12 protein-coding genes are annotated in these 16,042 nt (G+C 74.3%); 3 read left to right on the forward strand and 9 right to left on the reverse strand.

Annotated elements, in window-relative coordinates:
- Positions 1-87: 87 nt before the first annotated feature.
- From A8713_RS29900 to A8713_RS29930, 7 genes are all read right to left on the reverse strand, one after another.
- On the reverse strand, positions 88-1,332 hold the full coding sequence (locus A8713_RS29900) for a cytochrome P450 family protein (RefSeq protein ID WP_064536850.1): 1,245 nt from the start codon (positions 1,330-1,332) through the stop codon (positions 88-90).
- Positions 1,329-2,552 carry a cytochrome P450 gene (locus A8713_RS29905; RefSeq protein WP_064536851.1) on the reverse strand — a complete coding sequence of 408 codons (1,224 nt, stop codon included), beginning with the start codon at positions 2,550-2,552 and terminating at the stop codon, positions 1,329-1,331. The genes A8713_RS29900 and A8713_RS29905 overlap by 4 nt, the downstream gene beginning before the upstream one ends.
- Positions 2,549-3,175: a GTP-binding protein gene (locus A8713_RS29910; protein WP_237305489.1), complete on the reverse strand. Its 627-nt coding sequence runs from the start codon at positions 3,173-3,175 to the stop codon at positions 2,549-2,551. The genes A8713_RS29905 and A8713_RS29910 overlap by 4 nt, the downstream gene beginning before the upstream one ends.
- A complete protein-coding gene (locus A8713_RS29915; protein ID WP_064536853.1) occupies positions 3,156-3,503 on the reverse strand; it encodes a DUF742 domain-containing protein in 348 nt (115 codons plus the stop codon). Before A8713_RS29915 ends, A8713_RS29910 begins: the two co-directional genes overlap by 20 nt.
- Positions 3,500-3,907, reverse strand: a complete 408-nt coding sequence (locus A8713_RS29920) for a roadblock/LC7 domain-containing protein (protein ID WP_018569908.1) — start codon at positions 3,905-3,907, stop codon at positions 3,500-3,502. The genes A8713_RS29915 and A8713_RS29920 overlap by 4 nt, the downstream gene beginning before the upstream one ends.
- A complete protein-coding gene (locus A8713_RS29925) occupies positions 3,904-5,601 on the reverse strand; it encodes a sensor histidine kinase (RefSeq protein WP_064536854.1) in 1,698 nt (565 codons plus the stop codon). Before A8713_RS29925 ends, A8713_RS29920 begins: the two co-directional genes overlap by 4 nt.
- A 167-nt stretch (positions 5,602-5,768) precedes the next feature.
- The gene (locus A8713_RS29930; protein ID WP_064536855.1) at positions 5,769-6,890 is read right to left on the reverse strand and encodes a PP2C family protein-serine/threonine phosphatase; all 1,122 of its coding nucleotides are present in this window, start codon (positions 6,888-6,890) and stop codon (positions 5,769-5,771) included.
- A 175-nt stretch (positions 6,891-7,065) separates the two neighbouring features.
- Between A8713_RS29930 and A8713_RS29935 the strand changes: the two genes are divergently transcribed.
- The 3 genes from A8713_RS29935 (at position 7,066) to A8713_RS29945 (ending at position 11,624) form a co-directional block, all read left to right on the forward strand.
- Entirely contained in the window at positions 7,066-8,301 is a 1,236-nt protein-coding gene (locus A8713_RS29935; RefSeq protein ID WP_064536856.1) for an EfeM/EfeO family lipoprotein, read from the forward strand.
- Complete coding sequence (gene efeB / locus A8713_RS29940; protein ID WP_237305490.1) at positions 8,298-9,596, forward strand: iron uptake transporter deferrochelatase/peroxidase subunit; 1,299 nt, start codon at positions 8,298-8,300, stop codon at positions 9,594-9,596. The genes A8713_RS29935 and efeB overlap by 4 nt, the downstream gene beginning before the upstream one ends.
- A gap of 213 nt (positions 9,597-9,809) precedes the next feature.
- Positions 9,810-11,624 carry a phospholipase C gene (locus tag A8713_RS29945; RefSeq protein WP_237305491.1) on the forward strand — a complete coding sequence of 605 codons (1,815 nt, stop codon included), beginning with the start codon at positions 9,810-9,812 and terminating at the stop codon, positions 11,622-11,624.
- Positions 11,625-11,697: 73 nt separating this feature from the next.
- Here the strand turns inward: A8713_RS29945 and A8713_RS29950 are convergent, their stop codons facing one another.
- Together A8713_RS29950 and A8713_RS29955 are read right to left on the reverse strand one after the other, a co-directional pair.
- Positions 11,698-13,029, reverse strand: coding sequence for a lipase family protein (locus tag A8713_RS29950; protein WP_064536858.1), 1,332 nt, complete (start codon positions 13,027-13,029; stop codon positions 11,698-11,700).
- A 174-nt stretch (positions 13,030-13,203) separates the two neighbouring features.
- On the reverse strand, positions 13,204-15,987 hold the full coding sequence (locus tag A8713_RS29955) for a SpoIIE family protein phosphatase (RefSeq protein ID WP_237305492.1): 2,784 nt from the start codon (positions 15,985-15,987) through the stop codon (positions 13,204-13,206).
- Positions 15,988-16,042: the final 55 nt, after the last annotated feature.

The raw sequence follows: 16,042 nt of genomic DNA on the forward strand, positions 1-16,042 counted from the left end.
ATGCAGGTGCAAGGCCTGCCCAACGCTCCCGCGCACAGGCCCCCGTCCGGTGTCCCGGCGGGGGCCTGCTCCCCGGTTCGCGGCGTCCTACGGCTCCAGCAGGACCGGCAGCTCGAACAGGTCGTTCTGGGTCACCACCGGCTTGTGGCGCAGCTCGGCGGCCGGCACCGCGAGGTCCAGGCGCGGGAAGCGGGCGTACAGCGCGGGCAGCGCCACCCCCGCCTCCAGCCGGGACAGCGCCGCCCCCGGGCACACGTGCGGGCCGTGCCCGAAGGAGATGTGCCGGCCGGCGCCCACCTCGCGGGTGATGTCGAAGTCGCCCGCGCTCGGGCCGTGCGCCCGCTCGTCGCGGCCTATCGCACCGTAGGAGACGATCAGCGCGTCCCCGGCCGGGATCACCTTGTCGCCGACCGGGACGTCCTCGGTGGCGAACCGGATCAGCACGTGCGAGGTGGGCGTGGACCAGCGCAGGGTCTCCTCGATCACCGCCGGCCAGCCGACCGCGCCGGACAGCACCAGCGCACGCTGCTCGGGGTGCGTGGACAGGTTGACCACCGCGTTCACGATCAGCGAGATCGTCGTCTCGTGCCCCGCGGCCACCATCAGCTGGAGGGTGGAGACGATCTCCGCGTCGGTCAGGGTGTCGCCGTCCTCGGAGGCCAGCACGAGCGCGCTGGTCAGGTCGTCGCCCGGCGCGGCCCGCTTGGCGGCTACCGTCCCGCCCATGATCTGCGCCAGCTCGGTCAGCGTGGCGACGACCTCGTCGGGCGGCGTCTGGGTGGAGAAGAACTTCTCGAACAGCACCTTCAGCCGGGGCAGCCGGTCCGTCTCGATGCCCATCAGGTCCGCGACGACGTACATCGGCAGCGGATAGGCGAAGGCCGCCTTCAGGTCGACGCTCCCGCCGTCGGCGGGGAGGGCGTCCAGCAGCTCCCGGGTGAGCTGTTCGATGCGCCCGCGCATCCGCTCCACCCGGCGCGGGGTCAGCGCCTGCGCCACCAGCGTGCGCAGCCTGCGGTGCTCGGCGCCGTCCACCGTGAGCATCGAACGGCCCGGGTTGGCCAGGCCGATCAGCGGCCAGTCGGCCGGGATCTCCCCGCGCCGCCAGGCCCCCCACACCTCGATGTCCTTCACCAGCCGGGGATCGGTCAGCAGGGCCCGCGCCTCGGCGTGCCGGGTGACGGCCCACACCGGGACACCGCCCGGCAGCTCCACGGCCGCCAGCGGCCCGGCCGCGCGCAGCCGGGCGCTCTCGCCGTCCAGGTCGGTGACGAAGGGATCCAGGGCGATGCGCGTGCCGTCGGTCGTCGTCTCTTCGGTGCCGGTCGTCATCGTGACGTGCCTTTCAGGGCAGGGGTCGGGGTGAACCGCACGGGCAGTTCCGTCAGCCCCCGCAGCCAGGGCGAGGGCCGGCGCGTCAGGGAGTCCGCGCTCTGTGCCAGATCGATGTCCGGCAGCCGGTCCAGCACCACCTCGATGCCCGTGCGCGCGATCACCTCGGCGACCTCCTGCGCGGGGAACGGACAGCGGTGCTCACCGTGACCGAAGGAGAAGTGCGCGTTGTTGCCGCCGGTCAGCGCCGAGCCGTGGGTGCGCACCTGGGGGTCGGAGTTGGCGCCCTGGAGACCGAGCAGCAGCAGATCGCCGGCGCGGATGCGCCGCCCGCCGAGCTGGGTGTCGCGGGCGGCCCAGCGCCCGGCCACGTTCTGCGTGGGCGTGTCCTCCCACAGCACCTCGTTCATGGCCTCGGCGACGCTGTTGCGCCCGCCGAACAGCGAGGCGGCGAACCGCTCGTCGGTCAGCATCAGGCGCAGCGAGTTGCCGATCCAGTCGGCGGTCGGCTGGTGGCCGGCCGCCAGCATCACCATCAGGTCCTGGGCGACCTCCTCCTCGGTGAAGCCGCCGGTGTCGGCCAGCATCCGCGAGGCCACGTCGTCCGCGGGCCGCTCGCGGCGCTCGGCGAGCAGCTGCGCCATGGAACGCGCCAGATGCGTCTGCCCCGCGATGGCGCGCTCCCGGCCGTCGATCATGTCGTTGAGCGCGGTCACCAGGGCCGGGCCCTCCTCGTCGGAGAACCCGTACAGCCGGGCGAGGACCCGCACCGGCAGCAGCATCGCGTAGTCGGCGACCAGGTCGGCGGTGCCCTCGGCGCACACCGCGTCGATCAGCTCGTCGGCGAACCGCTCGGCGTGCCGGCGCAGTTCGGCCGGCTCCACCGCCTCCAGGGCGTTGCTGATCATCGCGGCGCGCTCGCGGTGCCGCTCGCCGACCGTGTACAGGATCGACGGCTGCCGGTGGCCGATCATCGGCAGCAGCGGCCAGTCGGCGGGGATGTTCTCCCACTGGTTCCACAGCTCGGAGTCCCGGCTGAACAGCACCGGATCGCCGGTCACCTGGTGCAGCTCGCGGTAGCCCAGCACCAGCCACGCCGGTACGTCCCCGTCGAGCAGCACCGGGGTGACGGCACCGTGGTCGCGCCGCATCTCCCGGTACAGGACGGCGGGTTCGGTCTGGAACCGGGGGCCGCTGAGCGGAACGGCGTCGGGGATCACACGAACTCCTGTCGGGCCGGGGCCGTCGGCGCGGCCCGTCCGGCGTAGTGGTCCTTGAGGTGCTGCACCAGGGTGATCAGCACCTGCTTGCTGGACTCCCGGGCGCGGGCGTCGCAGTCCACCAGCGGCACCCGCGGATCCAGGTCGAGCGCGTCGCGGATCGCCGCGTGCGAGTGGGCCGGGCCGCCGAAGTCGTTGCACGCCACGATGAACGGCGTGCCGTGGTGCTCCAGACGGTCGATGGCGTACCAGGAGTCGCCGATGCGGCGGGTGTCGACGAGGACGACCGCGCCGAGCGTGCCGGAGAACAGCCGGTCCCACAGGAACCAGAACCGCTCCTGGCCGGGGGCGCCGAACAGGTACAGCACATTGTGCGCGTCCAGGGTGATGCGGCCGAAGTCGAAGGCGACGGTCGTCGCGGACTTGCCGCGCACCCCGCTGACGTCGTCGATCGCCTCGCCCGCCTGCGTCATCGTCTCCTCGGTGTTGAGGGGACGGATCTCGCTGACGGAACGGACCAGGGTGGTCTTGCCGACGCCGAAACCGCCCACGACGACGATCTTCAGACCGTTGTCGGCGGAAGCACCCAACGGGGTGCGGGCGTCAGAGGTTGCGGAGTCCAACGAGCACCTGCTCCAGGATGTCGGGGTCGAGAACGGCGGACGTGCGCGGATGGCGGGCGCTGACACGGCCCGCCGCCAGCAGGTCGCACAGCAGCACCTTCGTGATGCTCACGGGCAGCCGCAGCTCGGCGGCGATCTCCACCACGGCCGTGGGGAACGCGGCCAGCCGCAGGATCGCGGTGTGCTCCGACTGCATCCCGGGCGCCGGCTCGGACTCCGCGACGACCAGGGTGACCAGGTCGAACGGGTTGTCCGGGCCGGAGCTGGTGCGCCCGCCGGTGATGGTGTAGAGACGGTCCGGGGCGTCGTCCCTGCCGGGCCTGCTCATGACGTACGGGGCTGGGCCGTCAGATACTCGCCGAGCTGCTCCACCAGTTCGCTCATGTTGTGCCCGACGAGGCCGGCGTCCGCGTCCTCGGTGGTGACGACCGCCAGATGGGCGCCCTGGCCGGCCTCGACGATGAACAGCACCCCGCCGTAGAACTCGGTCATCGCCGAGCGCACCCCGCCGGTGCCGTCGCCGAACTCGGCGGACGCGCCGTGCGAGAGCGACTGGATGCCGGCGGCGATGGCGGCGAGCTGGTCGGCCTGGTCGACCGTCAGCTCCGGGGTGCGGCACAGCTTCAGTCCGTCACGGGACAGCACGAGCGCGTGCCGCGCGCCCGGGGTCCGCTCCAACAGGCCCTCCAGGAGCCAGGTGAGCTGGTCGTCGGCGGTGGTCTGGCCGGTCATGAGGTGGCGTCGCCTTCCGGGTGCGCGGTGGGGTGGGAGGGGAGGTCGGCCGGCGCCGGGGGAGCGGTGGCGTCGCCCCCGTCCGGCTGCGGTCCGGTGGCCGGTCCGGGAGCCGCCGCGTGGTCGGCGGCTCCCGGGCGCACGGCCTGGCGGAAGCTGCTGAAGCGGGCGGCGCGGGTCTTGACGTCCTCGGCCGCGGCGGTGGGGCGCGGCGCCGGGGTCCGCGCCGTGTTCCGGGCCCGCTCGGCGTCGGCGAGCGTGCGGCCCCTGCGCCGCTTGGGCAGCGCGGTGGGCCATTCGGCGGTGTCGCCGTCCGTGCCGTCCGGCGTGCTCTCGTGCACGGGCGCGGGACCGGCGGCGGAGGGCGCGGTGGACGCGGCGGGTACGGAGGACCCGGCGGCCGGTGCGGAGGACGGCACCGGGGCGTCGTCCGGGGCCGCAGGTCGGTCGGTGTCCGCGCCTGCCGCGGCGCTCTCGGCGGTCGCGGCGGTCGCGGTGCTCACGGCGCGCGGGGTGTCCCGTGCGGGTGCGGGCCGTGCGGGGGCCGCGACGGAGGCGACGGGGCTCGTGAGGATGTCCTGCGGGATCAGCATCAGCACGCCCGTGCCGCCTCGCGCGGACGGCCGGAAGGACACCTTCAGGCCGTACTTGAGCGCCAGGCGCCCCACGACGGCGAGCCCGAGCCGGGTACCGGTCAGACCGCCCAGCTCCGAGACGTCGCCCGCGACGGCCCGCTCGGCGCGGCGCAGCTGCACCTCGCCCATCACCAGGCCGCTGTCCTCCACGGAGAGGATGACACCCGCAGGCACCTCCTCCACGTAGACGTGCACCTCGGAGGTGGGCGGGGAGAAGTTGGCGGCGTTGTCGAGGAGTTCGGCGAGCGCGTGCATCACACCCTCGGCGGCGTGCCCGGCGACGGCGGTCTCGCTGGCCGCGTGCACCCGCACCCGGCGGTAGGCGCTGATGCGCCCCATCGCGCCGCGCAGGATCGACTCCATGGCGATGGGCCGCGCCCAGCGCCGCCCCGAACGCGCGCCGGTCAGCACGGCGACCGAGTCGGCCAGACGGCCCGCCTGCGCCGTGCGGTGGTCCAGGTGCAGCAGATCGGCGAGGACGTCCTCGTCCGAGTGGCGCTCCTCCATGGCCCGCAGGTCGGCGAGCATGGCGGTGGTGAGCGCCTGCATACGGCCGGCCGCGTTGGAGGTCGCGGAGATCGCCGCGTCCCGGGCCCGGTGCGCCCGCTCCAGCTCACCGGTGAGCCGGGCGTTGTCCTGCGTCAGCCGTTCGGTCTCGCGGGCGGCGCCCTCCTCGGCGCGGACCCGCTCGTGCGCGAGGGACTCGGCGAACTCGGCACGCTGCCGGCTCAGTTCGTCGATCAGGTGCTGCCGCTCCCGCTGCGCCTCCTCGGCGGTGCGGTGCCGCTCCTGGGCCAGGCGCTCGGCGTCCTGGGTGACCGTGTGCAGCCGGCGCCGCAGGGCACGGGCGGTCCGGCCGGCGCGTACCGCCCAGAACACGGCGGCCACCAGGACGACGGACGCGAGCCCCGCCCCCCAGGCCAGGGGCGTGCGCACCGAGGCGGGCGCCGCCGGGACCGCGCCCGCGACCACGGCGGCGCACACGAGCGCGGTGGCGGCGGGAAGGGGCACGAGAGTACGGACGGCGGATCGCTCGCCGTGCGGGGAGGGGGCGGTCATCAATCGGGTCCTCGGGTGGCCGCCGCTCGGTCGAGAACGGCCCTCGTTCGGGTCCTGGAACAGGCCCTGGCTGGTGACAGGTGACACGTGCTGCTCAACTGTCGGTCACTATACGAGCTTTGGTGATCAAATTGGAAAGCCCGGGTCCGATTGTCCGTTCCGGACGGTCACTTCCGTCCACCGGGAGCGTCCGCGCCGCCCTGTGAGGCGCCTTGGCGGCGGACCGCGATCATCGCCACGTCGTCGCCGAGCCGACCCCCGGTGTGCGCGATCAGATCGCGCCGGACATGGTCGAGCAGCGCCTGCGGGGCGCTCCCGGCCCACTGCGCGGAGCGTTCCGCCAGCGGGTAGAAGACGCCCCGGCGGTCGCGCGCCTCGACCACCCCGTCGGTGTAGAGGAGCAGGGTGTCGCCCGGCCCGAAGGGCAGCACGTCCACGGTGGAACCGCCGGGAGCGGTCAGTCCGACCCCGAGCGGGGGAGCGGGGCTCAGGTCGGGGACGGTCACCCGGCCGTCCGGACCGAGCAGCAGCGGCGCCACATGCCCGCAGCTGGTCATCCGTACGACCGGATCGTCGTCGGGCACCTCCAGCAGCAGAGCGGTCACGAACCGCTCCCCGGACTCCTCCTCCGGTTCGAAGTCGGCGAGATAGCGGGTGACGCTGCGCTCCAGGGAGGCGGCGAGCGAGGGCAGGGCGGTGTGCTGGTGGGCGGCCTCGCGGAAGGCGCCGAGCAGCAGCGCCGCCTCCCCGATCGCCGGCAGGCCCTTGCCGCGCACATCACCGATCATCAGGCGGGCCCCGCCGCCGGTGCGGGCCGCCGCGTACAGGTCGCCCCCGATCGACGCCTCGTCCTCCGCGGCCAGATAGAGCGAGGCGAGCCGCACCGGGCCCAGCCGCTGCGGCAGCGGCCACAGCAGGACCCGCTGGGCGGCCTCGGCCACCGAGCGCACCTGCGCCAGTTCGCGCCGCCGCCGGTCGCGCACCAGGCACAGGGCCACGATCAGCACGGAGAGCAGCGCGAGCGCCACCACCTGCACCAGCAGGTTGCGGGACAGCAGGAGGTCGGAGCGCCAGCCGATGAACGCCTGCGCCGCCACGGCCAGCGCCCCCACGCAGCCGGTCGTCCACGGGCCCTCGGTCCACGCGGTGATCGCGGGCGCGATCACCAGCAGCGGACCGAGGACGATGTCGGACGGGGTCACGATGTCGAACACGGTGATCAGCCCGACGAGCACGACGGCGGTCAGCAGCAGCGCATGACGCCACCGCCGCGGCTGCGCGCGGCCCATGAAGCGTCCCTGCCAGGCACTCACGCCTTCCACCCTGCACCGCGCCCGCACGCCCCCGCACCTCGGGAATGCCGGGGGAACACGTCGGCCACCCATTTCCCCGGACGCCTGCCCGAGCGGCCGCCGTTGCCTAGCATGAGGCGATCACACGGACTTGTCCTGGGGAGGGACCGCCATGCGACTGCCCGGCTCCGGAGCGCGGCGGGACCGGCCCGGGACCGCGATCGGCGCGGGCCCCGGCCTCGTCGGCCTCGTCGGCCTTGTCGTGGTCGGGCTCGTCCTGGCGCTCGCGGGGGCCTGGGCGTACGCCCGCGGTCCGCGCGCCGGGCGGGCCGCGGACGCCGGGCCGCCGCACACCACCGTCGAGGTGTCCTCGGGCGGCTGCGGGCGCGGCTGGGACGAACCGGTGCCCGGCGTCCAGGTCTTCGCGCTGCGCAACACCTCCGACCGGGCCGCCGAGGCATATCTGGAGGACCCGCGCAGCCACGCCGTGTACGGCGAGGTCGAGGGCATCGGTCCGGGCACCACCCGGACCCTGACCGTGCGCGTCGGCAAGGGCTCCTACGCGTTCCGCTGCCTGCTGGAGGACGCCGACGCGGTCACCGGGCCCACGGTCCGCGTGGCGAGCGGGCGCGGCGGCCCGGCCGCGGCCCCCGTCACCCAGCACGACCTGATCCCGCCGGCGCTCGACTACCAGAAGTGGATCGCGGGCGCACTGGAGGAGACCGTACGGCTGACCGGGCGACTGCGGGACGCCGTCGACCGCGGCGACCTCGCGGCGGCCCGCACCGCCTGGCTGCCCGCGCACGAGCAGTACGAGCGGCTCGGAGCGGCCTACGACGCCTTCGGCGACGCCGACGGACGGATCAACGGCACCGACGCGGGCCTGCCCGGCGGCGTCCACGACCCGTCCTTCGGCGGCTTCCACCGGATCGAGTACGGCCTGTGGCACGGCGAGGGCGCGCGCACCCTGCGGGCCCCGGCCGCCGCCCTGGTGCGGGAGGTCACCGCACTGCGCGACGGCTGGGCACAGGCCCGGATGGACCCGGCCCAGCTCGGGCTGCGCGCCCACGAGATCCTGGAGAACACCGTGCAGTTCGAGCTGACCGGCCGCACCGACTACGGCAGCGGCACCAACCTCGCCACCGCCCGCGCCAACCTGGACGGCACCCGCGCGGTCCTGTCCCGGCTGCGTCCGCTGCTCGCCTCCCGCCACGCCGCGCTCGGCGAGCTGGACCGGGGCATGGACCGGGCCGCGAACCTCCTCGACGGCTTCCGGCACGGGAACCGGTGGACCCCGCTGGACCGGCTCACCCGCCCGCAGCGGGAGCGGGCCGACGCCGTGCTGGGCGACCTGGTCGAACGGCTGGCGTCCGTGGCCACCCTGTGCGACCCGCGGAGGACCTCATGAGGCGCGGGGAGCACACGGACCGGGCCGCGGGAGCCGGGCGGCCGGCACGGGAGGCGGACGGCGGGGGAGCGCGCGAGAGGGTGGGACGGCGCCGCTTTTTGCGGGGTGCGGCACTGGCCGGTGCCGGACTCGCCTCGGGCGGCGCGGCCCGCGGCGCCGGACCGGCTCTCGGCGCGGGGCCGTGGAACAGCGCGCCCGCCGTGCCGTTCCACGGCCCGCACCAGTGGGCCGTGCCGGCGGCCCCGCGCCGCTCCACCGTGTTCGCGGCCCTCGACGTCACCGCCGACGGCCGGGCGGAGCTGGCCGACCTGATGCGCACCCTGACCGACCGGGCCCGCTTCCTCACCACCGGCGGCACACCCCCGCCGGCCGGGATCACCGCGCCGCCCGCGGACTCCGGGGTCCTCGGCGGCTCGCTGCCCCCTGGCGCGCTGGCCGTGACCCTCGGCGTCGGCGCCTCGCTCTTCGACGACCGCTTCGGGCTCGCCGCCGCTCGTCCGCGCCGGCTGACCGCCATGCCGTCCTTCCCGGACGACGACCTCAGGCCCGACTGGTGCCACGGCGACCTCAGCCTCCAGCTGCACGCCGACGAGACGGACACCGTCCTGCACGCGCTGCGCGACATCGCCCGCCACACCCGCGGCGCGATGCAGGTGCGCTGGCGGCTGGACGGCTTCGCGAGCCCGCCCCGCCCCTCCGGCACCCCGCGCAACCTGATGGGCTTCAAGGACGGCACGGCCAACCCGGACGCCGGCGACGCCCGCCAGATGGACCGCCTGGTGTGGGTCGGCCGGGACGCGGGCGAACCGCCGTGGGCGACCGGCGGCAGCTACCAGGTCGTCCGGCTGATCCGCATGCTGGTGGAGTTCTGGGACCGGGTCGCCCTCACCGAGCAGGAACGCATGTTCGGCCGGGTCCGGGAGACCGGCGCGCCCCTGGACGGCGACTTCGAGGACGACACGCCCCACTACGCGGACGACCCCAAGGGCGACGTGATCCCGCTGGACGCCCACATCCGCCGCGCCAACCCGCGCACCGCCGAGACCGAGGACCAGCGCATCCTGCGCCGCGCCCACAACTACGACCTCGGCACGGACCGCAACGGCAACCTCGACATGGGCCTGCTCTTCTGCTGCTACCAGCGCGATCTCGCCCGCCAGTTCGAGACCGTGCAGAAGCGCCTGGAGGGCGAACCGCTGACCGACTACATCTCACCGTTCGGCGGCGGCTACTTCTACGTCCTGCCCGGCGTACGCGACGAACGGGACTGGTACGGACGCGCGCTGCTCACCTGAGAACACTCGCTCCCCGGCGACGGTTTCGCTCCGCCGTTCGGTCAATACCCGGTCAAGAATGGGCTCGGCTTGCCTGACCCGGTGCCCCCTCCCGCGTCATCATGGCTGCTTCGTCGCGCCGCCCGCGCGGCGGAGCAGCCCGGTCCGTACGCCGCGGCCACGATCCTGCCCGGAGGGTGAACTCACATGGCCAGCAGGGGAAGACGAGCAACGATGCGGAACCTGGGGGCGCTCGCCGGCGCCGCCGCGCTGACCGTGCTGGGCGGCGCCGCCCCCGGCCTGGCCGCGCCCGCCGCGCCCGACGGGCACCGGCTCACCGCCACACCGATCGAGCACGTCGTCGTCCTCTTCGACGAGAACATCTCCTTCGACCACTACTTCGCCACCTATCCGCGGGCCGCGAACACCGACGGCACCAAGTTCACCGCGTCGCGCAGGACCCCGAAGGACATCGACACCCTGGCGCACGCCGGGCTGCTGGAGCACAACCCCAATCAGTACACGCCCAAGCGGCTCGGCCCCGGCCAGGCCGTCACCTGCGACCAGAACCACTCCTACGGCCCCGAGCAGTACGCGTACAACGGCGGCAGGGCCGACCGGTTCGTGCAGAACACCGAGGTCGACAAGTGCAGCGGCGGCCTGTTCGGCGTGCCCGGCCTCGTCATGGACTACTACGACGGCAACACCGTCACCGCGATGTGGAACTACGCCCAGCACTACGCGCTCAGCGACCGTTCCTTCGGCTCGAACTACGGCCCCTCCACACCCGGCGCCATCAACCTGGCCTCCGGGCAGACGCACGGCATCGTCTCCGTCGACCCGGCCTCCGGCACCGAGCACCCGAAGCAGACGGCCACGCCCGACCCGTCCGTGGTCAAGTCGCCCGACGCGCACGGCGTGGGCACGATGATCAACGACCCGGACCCGGCCTTCGACGACTGCTCCGGCAAGAACCACACCTCCAGCGCCGCGCTCGCCGTGATGAAGGGCCGCAACATCGGCGACCTGCTCAACCGCGCGGACATCAGCTGGGGCTGGTTCCAGGGCGGCTTCCGCCCGTCCACCGCCTGGAGCGGCGAGCAGGGCGAGTACGCCCGCTGCGACACCGCGCACGCCAACGTCGGCGGCGCCCAGGTCGTCGACTACAGCCCGCACCACAACCCGTTCGCGTACTACCGGACGACGGCCAACCCGCACCACCTGCCGCCGGAGAACGTCGCCGAGATCGGCCACGACGGACGGGCCAACCACAACTACGACCTGACCGACCTCTCCGCCGCGCTGACGGCGGGCCGCCTCCCGGCCGTCAGCTTCGTCAAGGCGCCCTCCTACCAGGACGGGCACGCCGGATACTCCGACCCGCTCGACGAACAGCACTTCCTGGTCGACCAGATCAACGCGATCCAGCGCTCCCCGCAGTGGCGCTCCACCGCCGTCGTCATCGCCTACGACGACTCCGACGGCTGGTACGACCACGCCTACGCCCCGGTGCGCAACGGCTCCACGGACACCTCGGCCGGCTCCAACGGCAAGGCCACCGACAGCCCCGCCTGCCAGGCCGGGCCCCCGGCGGCCGGCGGCTACCTGGACCGGTGCGGCCCCGGCACCCGCCAGCCGCTGCTGGTCGTCTCCCCGTACAGCAAGGTCAACCAGGTCGACCACACCCAGACCGACCAGGCGTCGATCATCCGGTTCATCGAGGACAACTGGCACACCGGGCGCATCGGAGACCACTCCTTCGACGCGACGGCGGGCTCGCTCGCGGGCATGTTCGACTTCAAGCACCCCAACAACCGGCAGGTGCTGCTGAACCGGGACGGTTCGGTCAGGTCGGTCGGGCCGGTCCGCGCGGTGGCGCCGAAGGCCGCCGCCATCACGGCCGGCGCGGCGTTCGAGAACGCCGCCGCGACCAGCGGCGCCGCCGCCTTCCCGGCCCTGCCGGTCGGTCTCGGCGCGGGCGCGCTGCTGGCCGTGGGCGCCACCGGGACGTACTTCGCGCTGCGCCGCAGGAGCCGGAACGCCCTCTGAGGTCCGGGTGCCCCGACGCGCCGGGCCGCCCCGCCGGTGGTGGCGGGGCGGCCCGGTCCGTGGTGTGCGGGGTTCAGGGCTGCAGGGGCATCGTGAAGCAGTTGGACGGGGCCGCCCTGCCCTCCAGGCGGTCGGTGAGCCAGGACACGGCGGTGCCCTGGTCGGTGAGCAGCGGGCCGAAGTGGTTGAGCAGGGGGCTGACGACGTTCGGGAGGACGACCGGCGCGTAGGTGACGTCGGCGCCCTTGCGGCACCAGTCGACGGCGAGTTGCCGTGCCTGGCCGTGCGGCACCAGGTTGTCGCTGACACCGGTGGCCACCCGGACGGGCCCGGCGGGCTTGAGCCGGCCGATGCGCTGGGTGTCCAGGAAGCCCTGGAGAACGGGATCGGCGCCGATGATGGCGCTCAGCGACTGCCCGTCGGTCGTCCACTTGGTGCTCTTGGCGTAGCCGTAGTGCAGGATCGCGTCGCCCACGCACATGGTCGACAGGTCCTCAAGGGCCGCCTTGCCCGCGGAGTTGAGGTGGGCCTCGGCGATCGGCCGCAGCTCCGGGTCGGTCTGGAGGAAGCCGTTGAGGGACCAGCCGAGGGCGCCGGCCAGTTCGCTGCCGTCGATGCCCTTGGTGACCTCGGTCAGGTTCGCGGGCGGCGCGCCGGAGTAGGTGCCGGCGAGGGCGACGTCCGGGGCGTAGGAGGGCTGGAGTTCGGCGGCCGCGGCGGTCGCGCCGCCGCCCTGGCTGTAGCCGAACAGGCCGACCCGCGAGTCCGCGGTCACCGAGGCGCCCGCAACCGTGCGCGCGGCCCGTGCGGCGTCCAGGACGGCGTGCGCCCCGTCGATCCGGTTGACGTAGGTGTGCAGCCGGTCCGTGGCGCCCAGGCCGACGTAGTCGGTGACGACGACCGCGGTGCCCTGGGCCAGCAGCCGGTAGACGGACAGGTCCTCGTAACCGATCGACACCGTCTCGCCGTTGAACGCCAGCGGGTGCTCCAGGCCCAGTGAGGCCGCGCACTGGTCGCCCTGGCCCATGGTGCCCGGGGCGACGACGACGAGCGGGCGCGGGCCGCCGCCCTTCCAGCGGGCGGTGGGCTCGATGTAGGCGCCGGTGACGGCCACGGGCGCGCCGTTGGCGTCGGTCGACTTGTACATCAGGCGGGTGGCGCGGCCCGGCAGCGGGCCGTGCAGGCTGGGCAGGCTCAGCGCGAGCGGCAGCGGCTCGGTGCGGACCAGGGTGCCGTCGGCGGCGGGGAGTTCGGCGGGCGGGTCGTAGAACTCCGGGACGGTGACGCCCCGGGACACCACGGGGGCGGGACCGGTGGCCGCCGCGGCGGGCAGGGCCTGGGCCGCGAGGCACGAGGCGGCGGCAGCGGCGACCGCCGCGGCGAGCAGCCGTCTGGACGCGGGCATGGGGAACCTCCTGGGGTGAGGCCGGGCACGCGGGTGGGGGTGTGACGGAAGGAGACCGTACCCACGTGCTGTTACCGCGGGTAGCAGGCGGCAGGTTACGGTTCAGTAACTTACTCGGCTTCTAATAAGGTGCCCTGCGTACGTGGCTCCCCGCCCGCCGGCCGGCGCCGCCCCTCACCAGGCCAACTGGTCGATCAGCGCGGCCGGGTCCGGCTCCGGGGCGCGGCCCAGGCTCTGCTCCGCCCAGATCACCTTGCCGTCGGCCACATAGCGCGTGCCCCAGCGGTCCGCGAACTGCGAGACCAGGAAGAGCCCCCGGCCCCCCTCGTCGGTCGTGGCCGCCCGGCGCAGCCGCGGGGAGGTGTTGCTGCCGTCCGAGACCTCGCAGACCAGGGTGCGGCCCAGCAGCATCCTGACCCGCACCGGGGGAGCGCCGTAGCGGATCGCGTTGGTCAGCAGCTCGCTCAGGATCAGCTCGGTGGCGAACGCGGAGTCCTCCAGCTCCCAGTCGGCCAGCCGCCCGCTGACCTGCGTGCGCACCCGCGAGACCGCGCTCACGTCGAACGGCACGTCCCAGACGGCGACATAGGACGGGTCCAGCAGCCGGGCGCGGGCCACCAGCAGCGCCACGTCGTCGCTGGGGTGCTCCGGCAGCATCGTCTCCATGAGGGCCCGGCAGGTCTCCTCCGGGCTCTGGTCCGGGTGCGCGACCGCGGCGGCGAGCAGGGAGAGGCCCTCGTCGATGTCGCGCCGCCGGTCCTCGATCAGCCCGTCGGTGAACAGCACCAGGCGGCTGCCCTCCGGCAGCGTCAGCTCACCGGACTCGAACGGATGCCCGCCCACGCCCAGCGGCGGCGACAGCGGCAGGTCGGGGAAGGTCACCCGGCCCACCGGGTCCACCACGGCGGGCGCGACATGCCCGGCCCGGGAGAAGGTGCAGTGCCCGCCCACCGGGTCGTAGATGACGTACAGGCAGGTGGCCCCGGTGACCAGCGAGCCCTCGCCGTCGTCCGGGCCGTCGGGCGGAGTGTCGAGCCGGGCCACCATCTCGTCCAGATGCCCGAGCAGTTCGTCCGGCGGCAGGTCGAGCGAGGAGAAGTTCAGCACCGCCGTGCGCAGCCGCCCCATGGTCACCGCGGCGTGCAGCCCGTGCCCGACGACGTCGCCGACCACCAGCGCCGTCCGGAAGCCCGGCAGGGGTATCACGTCGAACCAGTCGCCGCCCACGCCCGACTGCGCCGGACGGTAGCGCCAGGCCACCTCCAGGGCGTCCTGCTCGGGCAGGTCCCGGGGCAGCAGGCTGCGCTGGAGCGTCACCGCCATCGCGTGCTCGCGGGAGTAGCGGCGCGCGTTGTCGATGGCGACCGCCGCCCGCGCCCCCAGCTCCTCGGCGACCGCGACGTCCTCCTCGTCGAACCGCGGCGAGCCGGCCCCCCGCCAGAAGTTGACCATGCCGAGCACCACGCCCCGCGCCCGCAGCGGCACCGCGATCAGCGAGTGGATGCCAGAGTCCAGCACCCGGCCCGCGCCCTCCGGGTCCTGGGCCCGCCAGTCCTCGGCCGCCCGCAGGTCCGGCACCAGGACGGCCCGGCCCTGGCGCAGCGCCGCCACCATGGGCGTGTCGGCCACCACGAACTGGATCAGATCGCCCACGGGCTGGAGCGGATGGCGCGAACCGCGCAGCGCGGTGCGGCGCATCCGGTGCACGGCTCCGGTCGGCTCCTCGCCGTGCAGCACGGCCTCCAGCAACTCCACGGTGACCACGTCGGCCAGCCGGTCCACCGCCACCTCGGCCAGTTCCTCCGCGGTCCGCTGTACGTCCAGGGTGGTGCCGATGCGCACCCCGGCCTCGTACAGCAGGGTCAGCCGGCCGCGGGCCGTCTCCGCGCGGCCGGACAGGGCGCGCAGCTCCGTGGTGTCGCGGAAGCTCGCCACCAGGCCGGGAGCGTCCCCGTACGGGGCGGTGCGCCGGGTGTTGACGGCCAGCAGCCGGTCACCGGCCGGGCACACCTCGTCGGAGACCACCTCGCCCGCCACCAGGATCCGGGTCAGGTCGGGGGCCAGCCCCAGTTCCGTGACATGCCGCTGGTCGGCGTCCGGCGGCAGCAGGAGCAGCCGGCGCGCCTCGTCGTTGGCCAGCAGCAGCCGGCCGTCGGCGCCGACGATCAGCACGCCCTCGCGCACCGCGTGCAGCACCGCGTCGTGGTGCTCGTACATCCGGGTCATCTCGGCCGGTCCGAGGCCGTGGGTCTGGCGCCGCAGCCGTCTGGTGACCAGGGCGGTGCCCGCGGTGGCGAGGGCGAGGGCGAGCGCGGCCGAACCCAGCACCATGGGCACCTGCTGGTCCAGCAGATACCCCACGTTCTCGACCTGGATCCCGGCGGTGACCACCCCGACCACCCGCCGGCTCGCGTCCATCACGGGCACCACCGCGCGCACGGCGTCGGCCGGTTTGCCGTGGAAGGTGTCGGTGAAGGTCTCGCCCGCCACGGCCCGGCCGAGGTCCTGCGCCTTCGTCCCGATCAGCCGCGGCTCGGTGTCGGCCAGCCGCACCCCCTTGGTGTTCAGCACGGAGATGAAGTCGATGCCCGCGCCGGCCTGCGCCTGCATCACGGGGGTCTGGAGCAGCTTCGTGGGGTCCGGGGCCGCGAAGGCGAGGGCGGTGCCCGGCGCGTGCGCGAACGCCTCGGCGGCGGCCAGCGAGCGCTTGCGGGCGTCGTTGTCGCCGTCGTAGCGCCCCTGGAGGACGAGCGCGGCGGCCGCCGCGGCGACCAGCACCAGGACGACGATGACCTGGAGCAGGAAGACCTGCGCCGCCAGCGTGCCCGGCCCCCAGGGCGACGGAAGGCGGCGTCCGGGCGGGCGGCGCGGCCCCGGACGCCGGGACGGATCAGCGGACCGCCGGCCGTCGCGCGGCGCTGCCGCCTTCGAGCGGGACCGGCGGGAACGTCCGATCATGCTCCCAGTTCTAGCACTGCGCTCACCCGCCGGGCGACCGATATGTCCGATCAGA

Origin of the sequence: Streptomyces sp. SAT1, from assembly GCF_001654495.1 — a bacterium.
GTDB classification, from domain to species: Bacteria; Actinomycetota; Actinomycetes; order Streptomycetales; family Streptomycetaceae; genus Streptomyces; species Streptomyces andamanensis.

Excerpts from the sequence above, each read along its gene's own strand:
- A8713_RS29945 (WP_237305491.1), top strand. The coding sequence starts at position 9,810 with ATGCGGAACCTGGGGGCGCTCGCCGGCGCCGCCGCGCTGACCGTGCTG.
- A8713_RS29955 (WP_237305492.1), bottom strand. The coding sequence starts at position 15,987 with ATGATCGGACGTTCCCGCCGGTCCCGCTCGAAGGCGGCAGCGCCGCGC.
- A8713_RS29935 (WP_064536856.1), top strand. The coding sequence starts at position 7,066 with ATGCGACTGCCCGGCTCCGGAGCGCGGCGGGACCGGCCCGGGACCGCG.
- A8713_RS29925 (WP_064536854.1), bottom strand. The coding sequence starts at position 5,601 with ATGACCGCCCCCTCCCCGCACGGCGAGCGATCCGCCGTCCGTACTCTC.
- A8713_RS29920 (WP_018569908.1), bottom strand. The coding sequence starts at position 3,907 with ATGACCGGCCAGACCACCGCCGACGACCAGCTCACCTGGCTCCTGGAG.
- A8713_RS29950 (WP_064536858.1), bottom strand. The coding sequence starts at position 13,029 with ATGCCCGCGTCCAGACGGCTGCTCGCCGCGGCGGTCGCCGCTGCCGCC.
- A8713_RS29915 (WP_064536853.1), bottom strand. The coding sequence starts at position 3,503 with ATGAGCAGGCCCGGCAGGGACGACGCCCCGGACCGTCTCTACACCATC.
- A8713_RS29900 (WP_064536850.1), bottom strand. The coding sequence starts at position 1,332 with ATGACGACCGGCACCGAAGAGACGACGACCGACGGCACGCGCATCGCC.
- A8713_RS29930 (WP_064536855.1), bottom strand. The coding sequence starts at position 6,890 with ATGGGCCGCGCGCAGCCGCGGCGGTGGCGTCATGCGCTGCTGCTGACC.
- efeB (WP_237305490.1), top strand. The coding sequence starts at position 8,298 with ATGAGGCGCGGGGAGCACACGGACCGGGCCGCGGGAGCCGGGCGGCCG.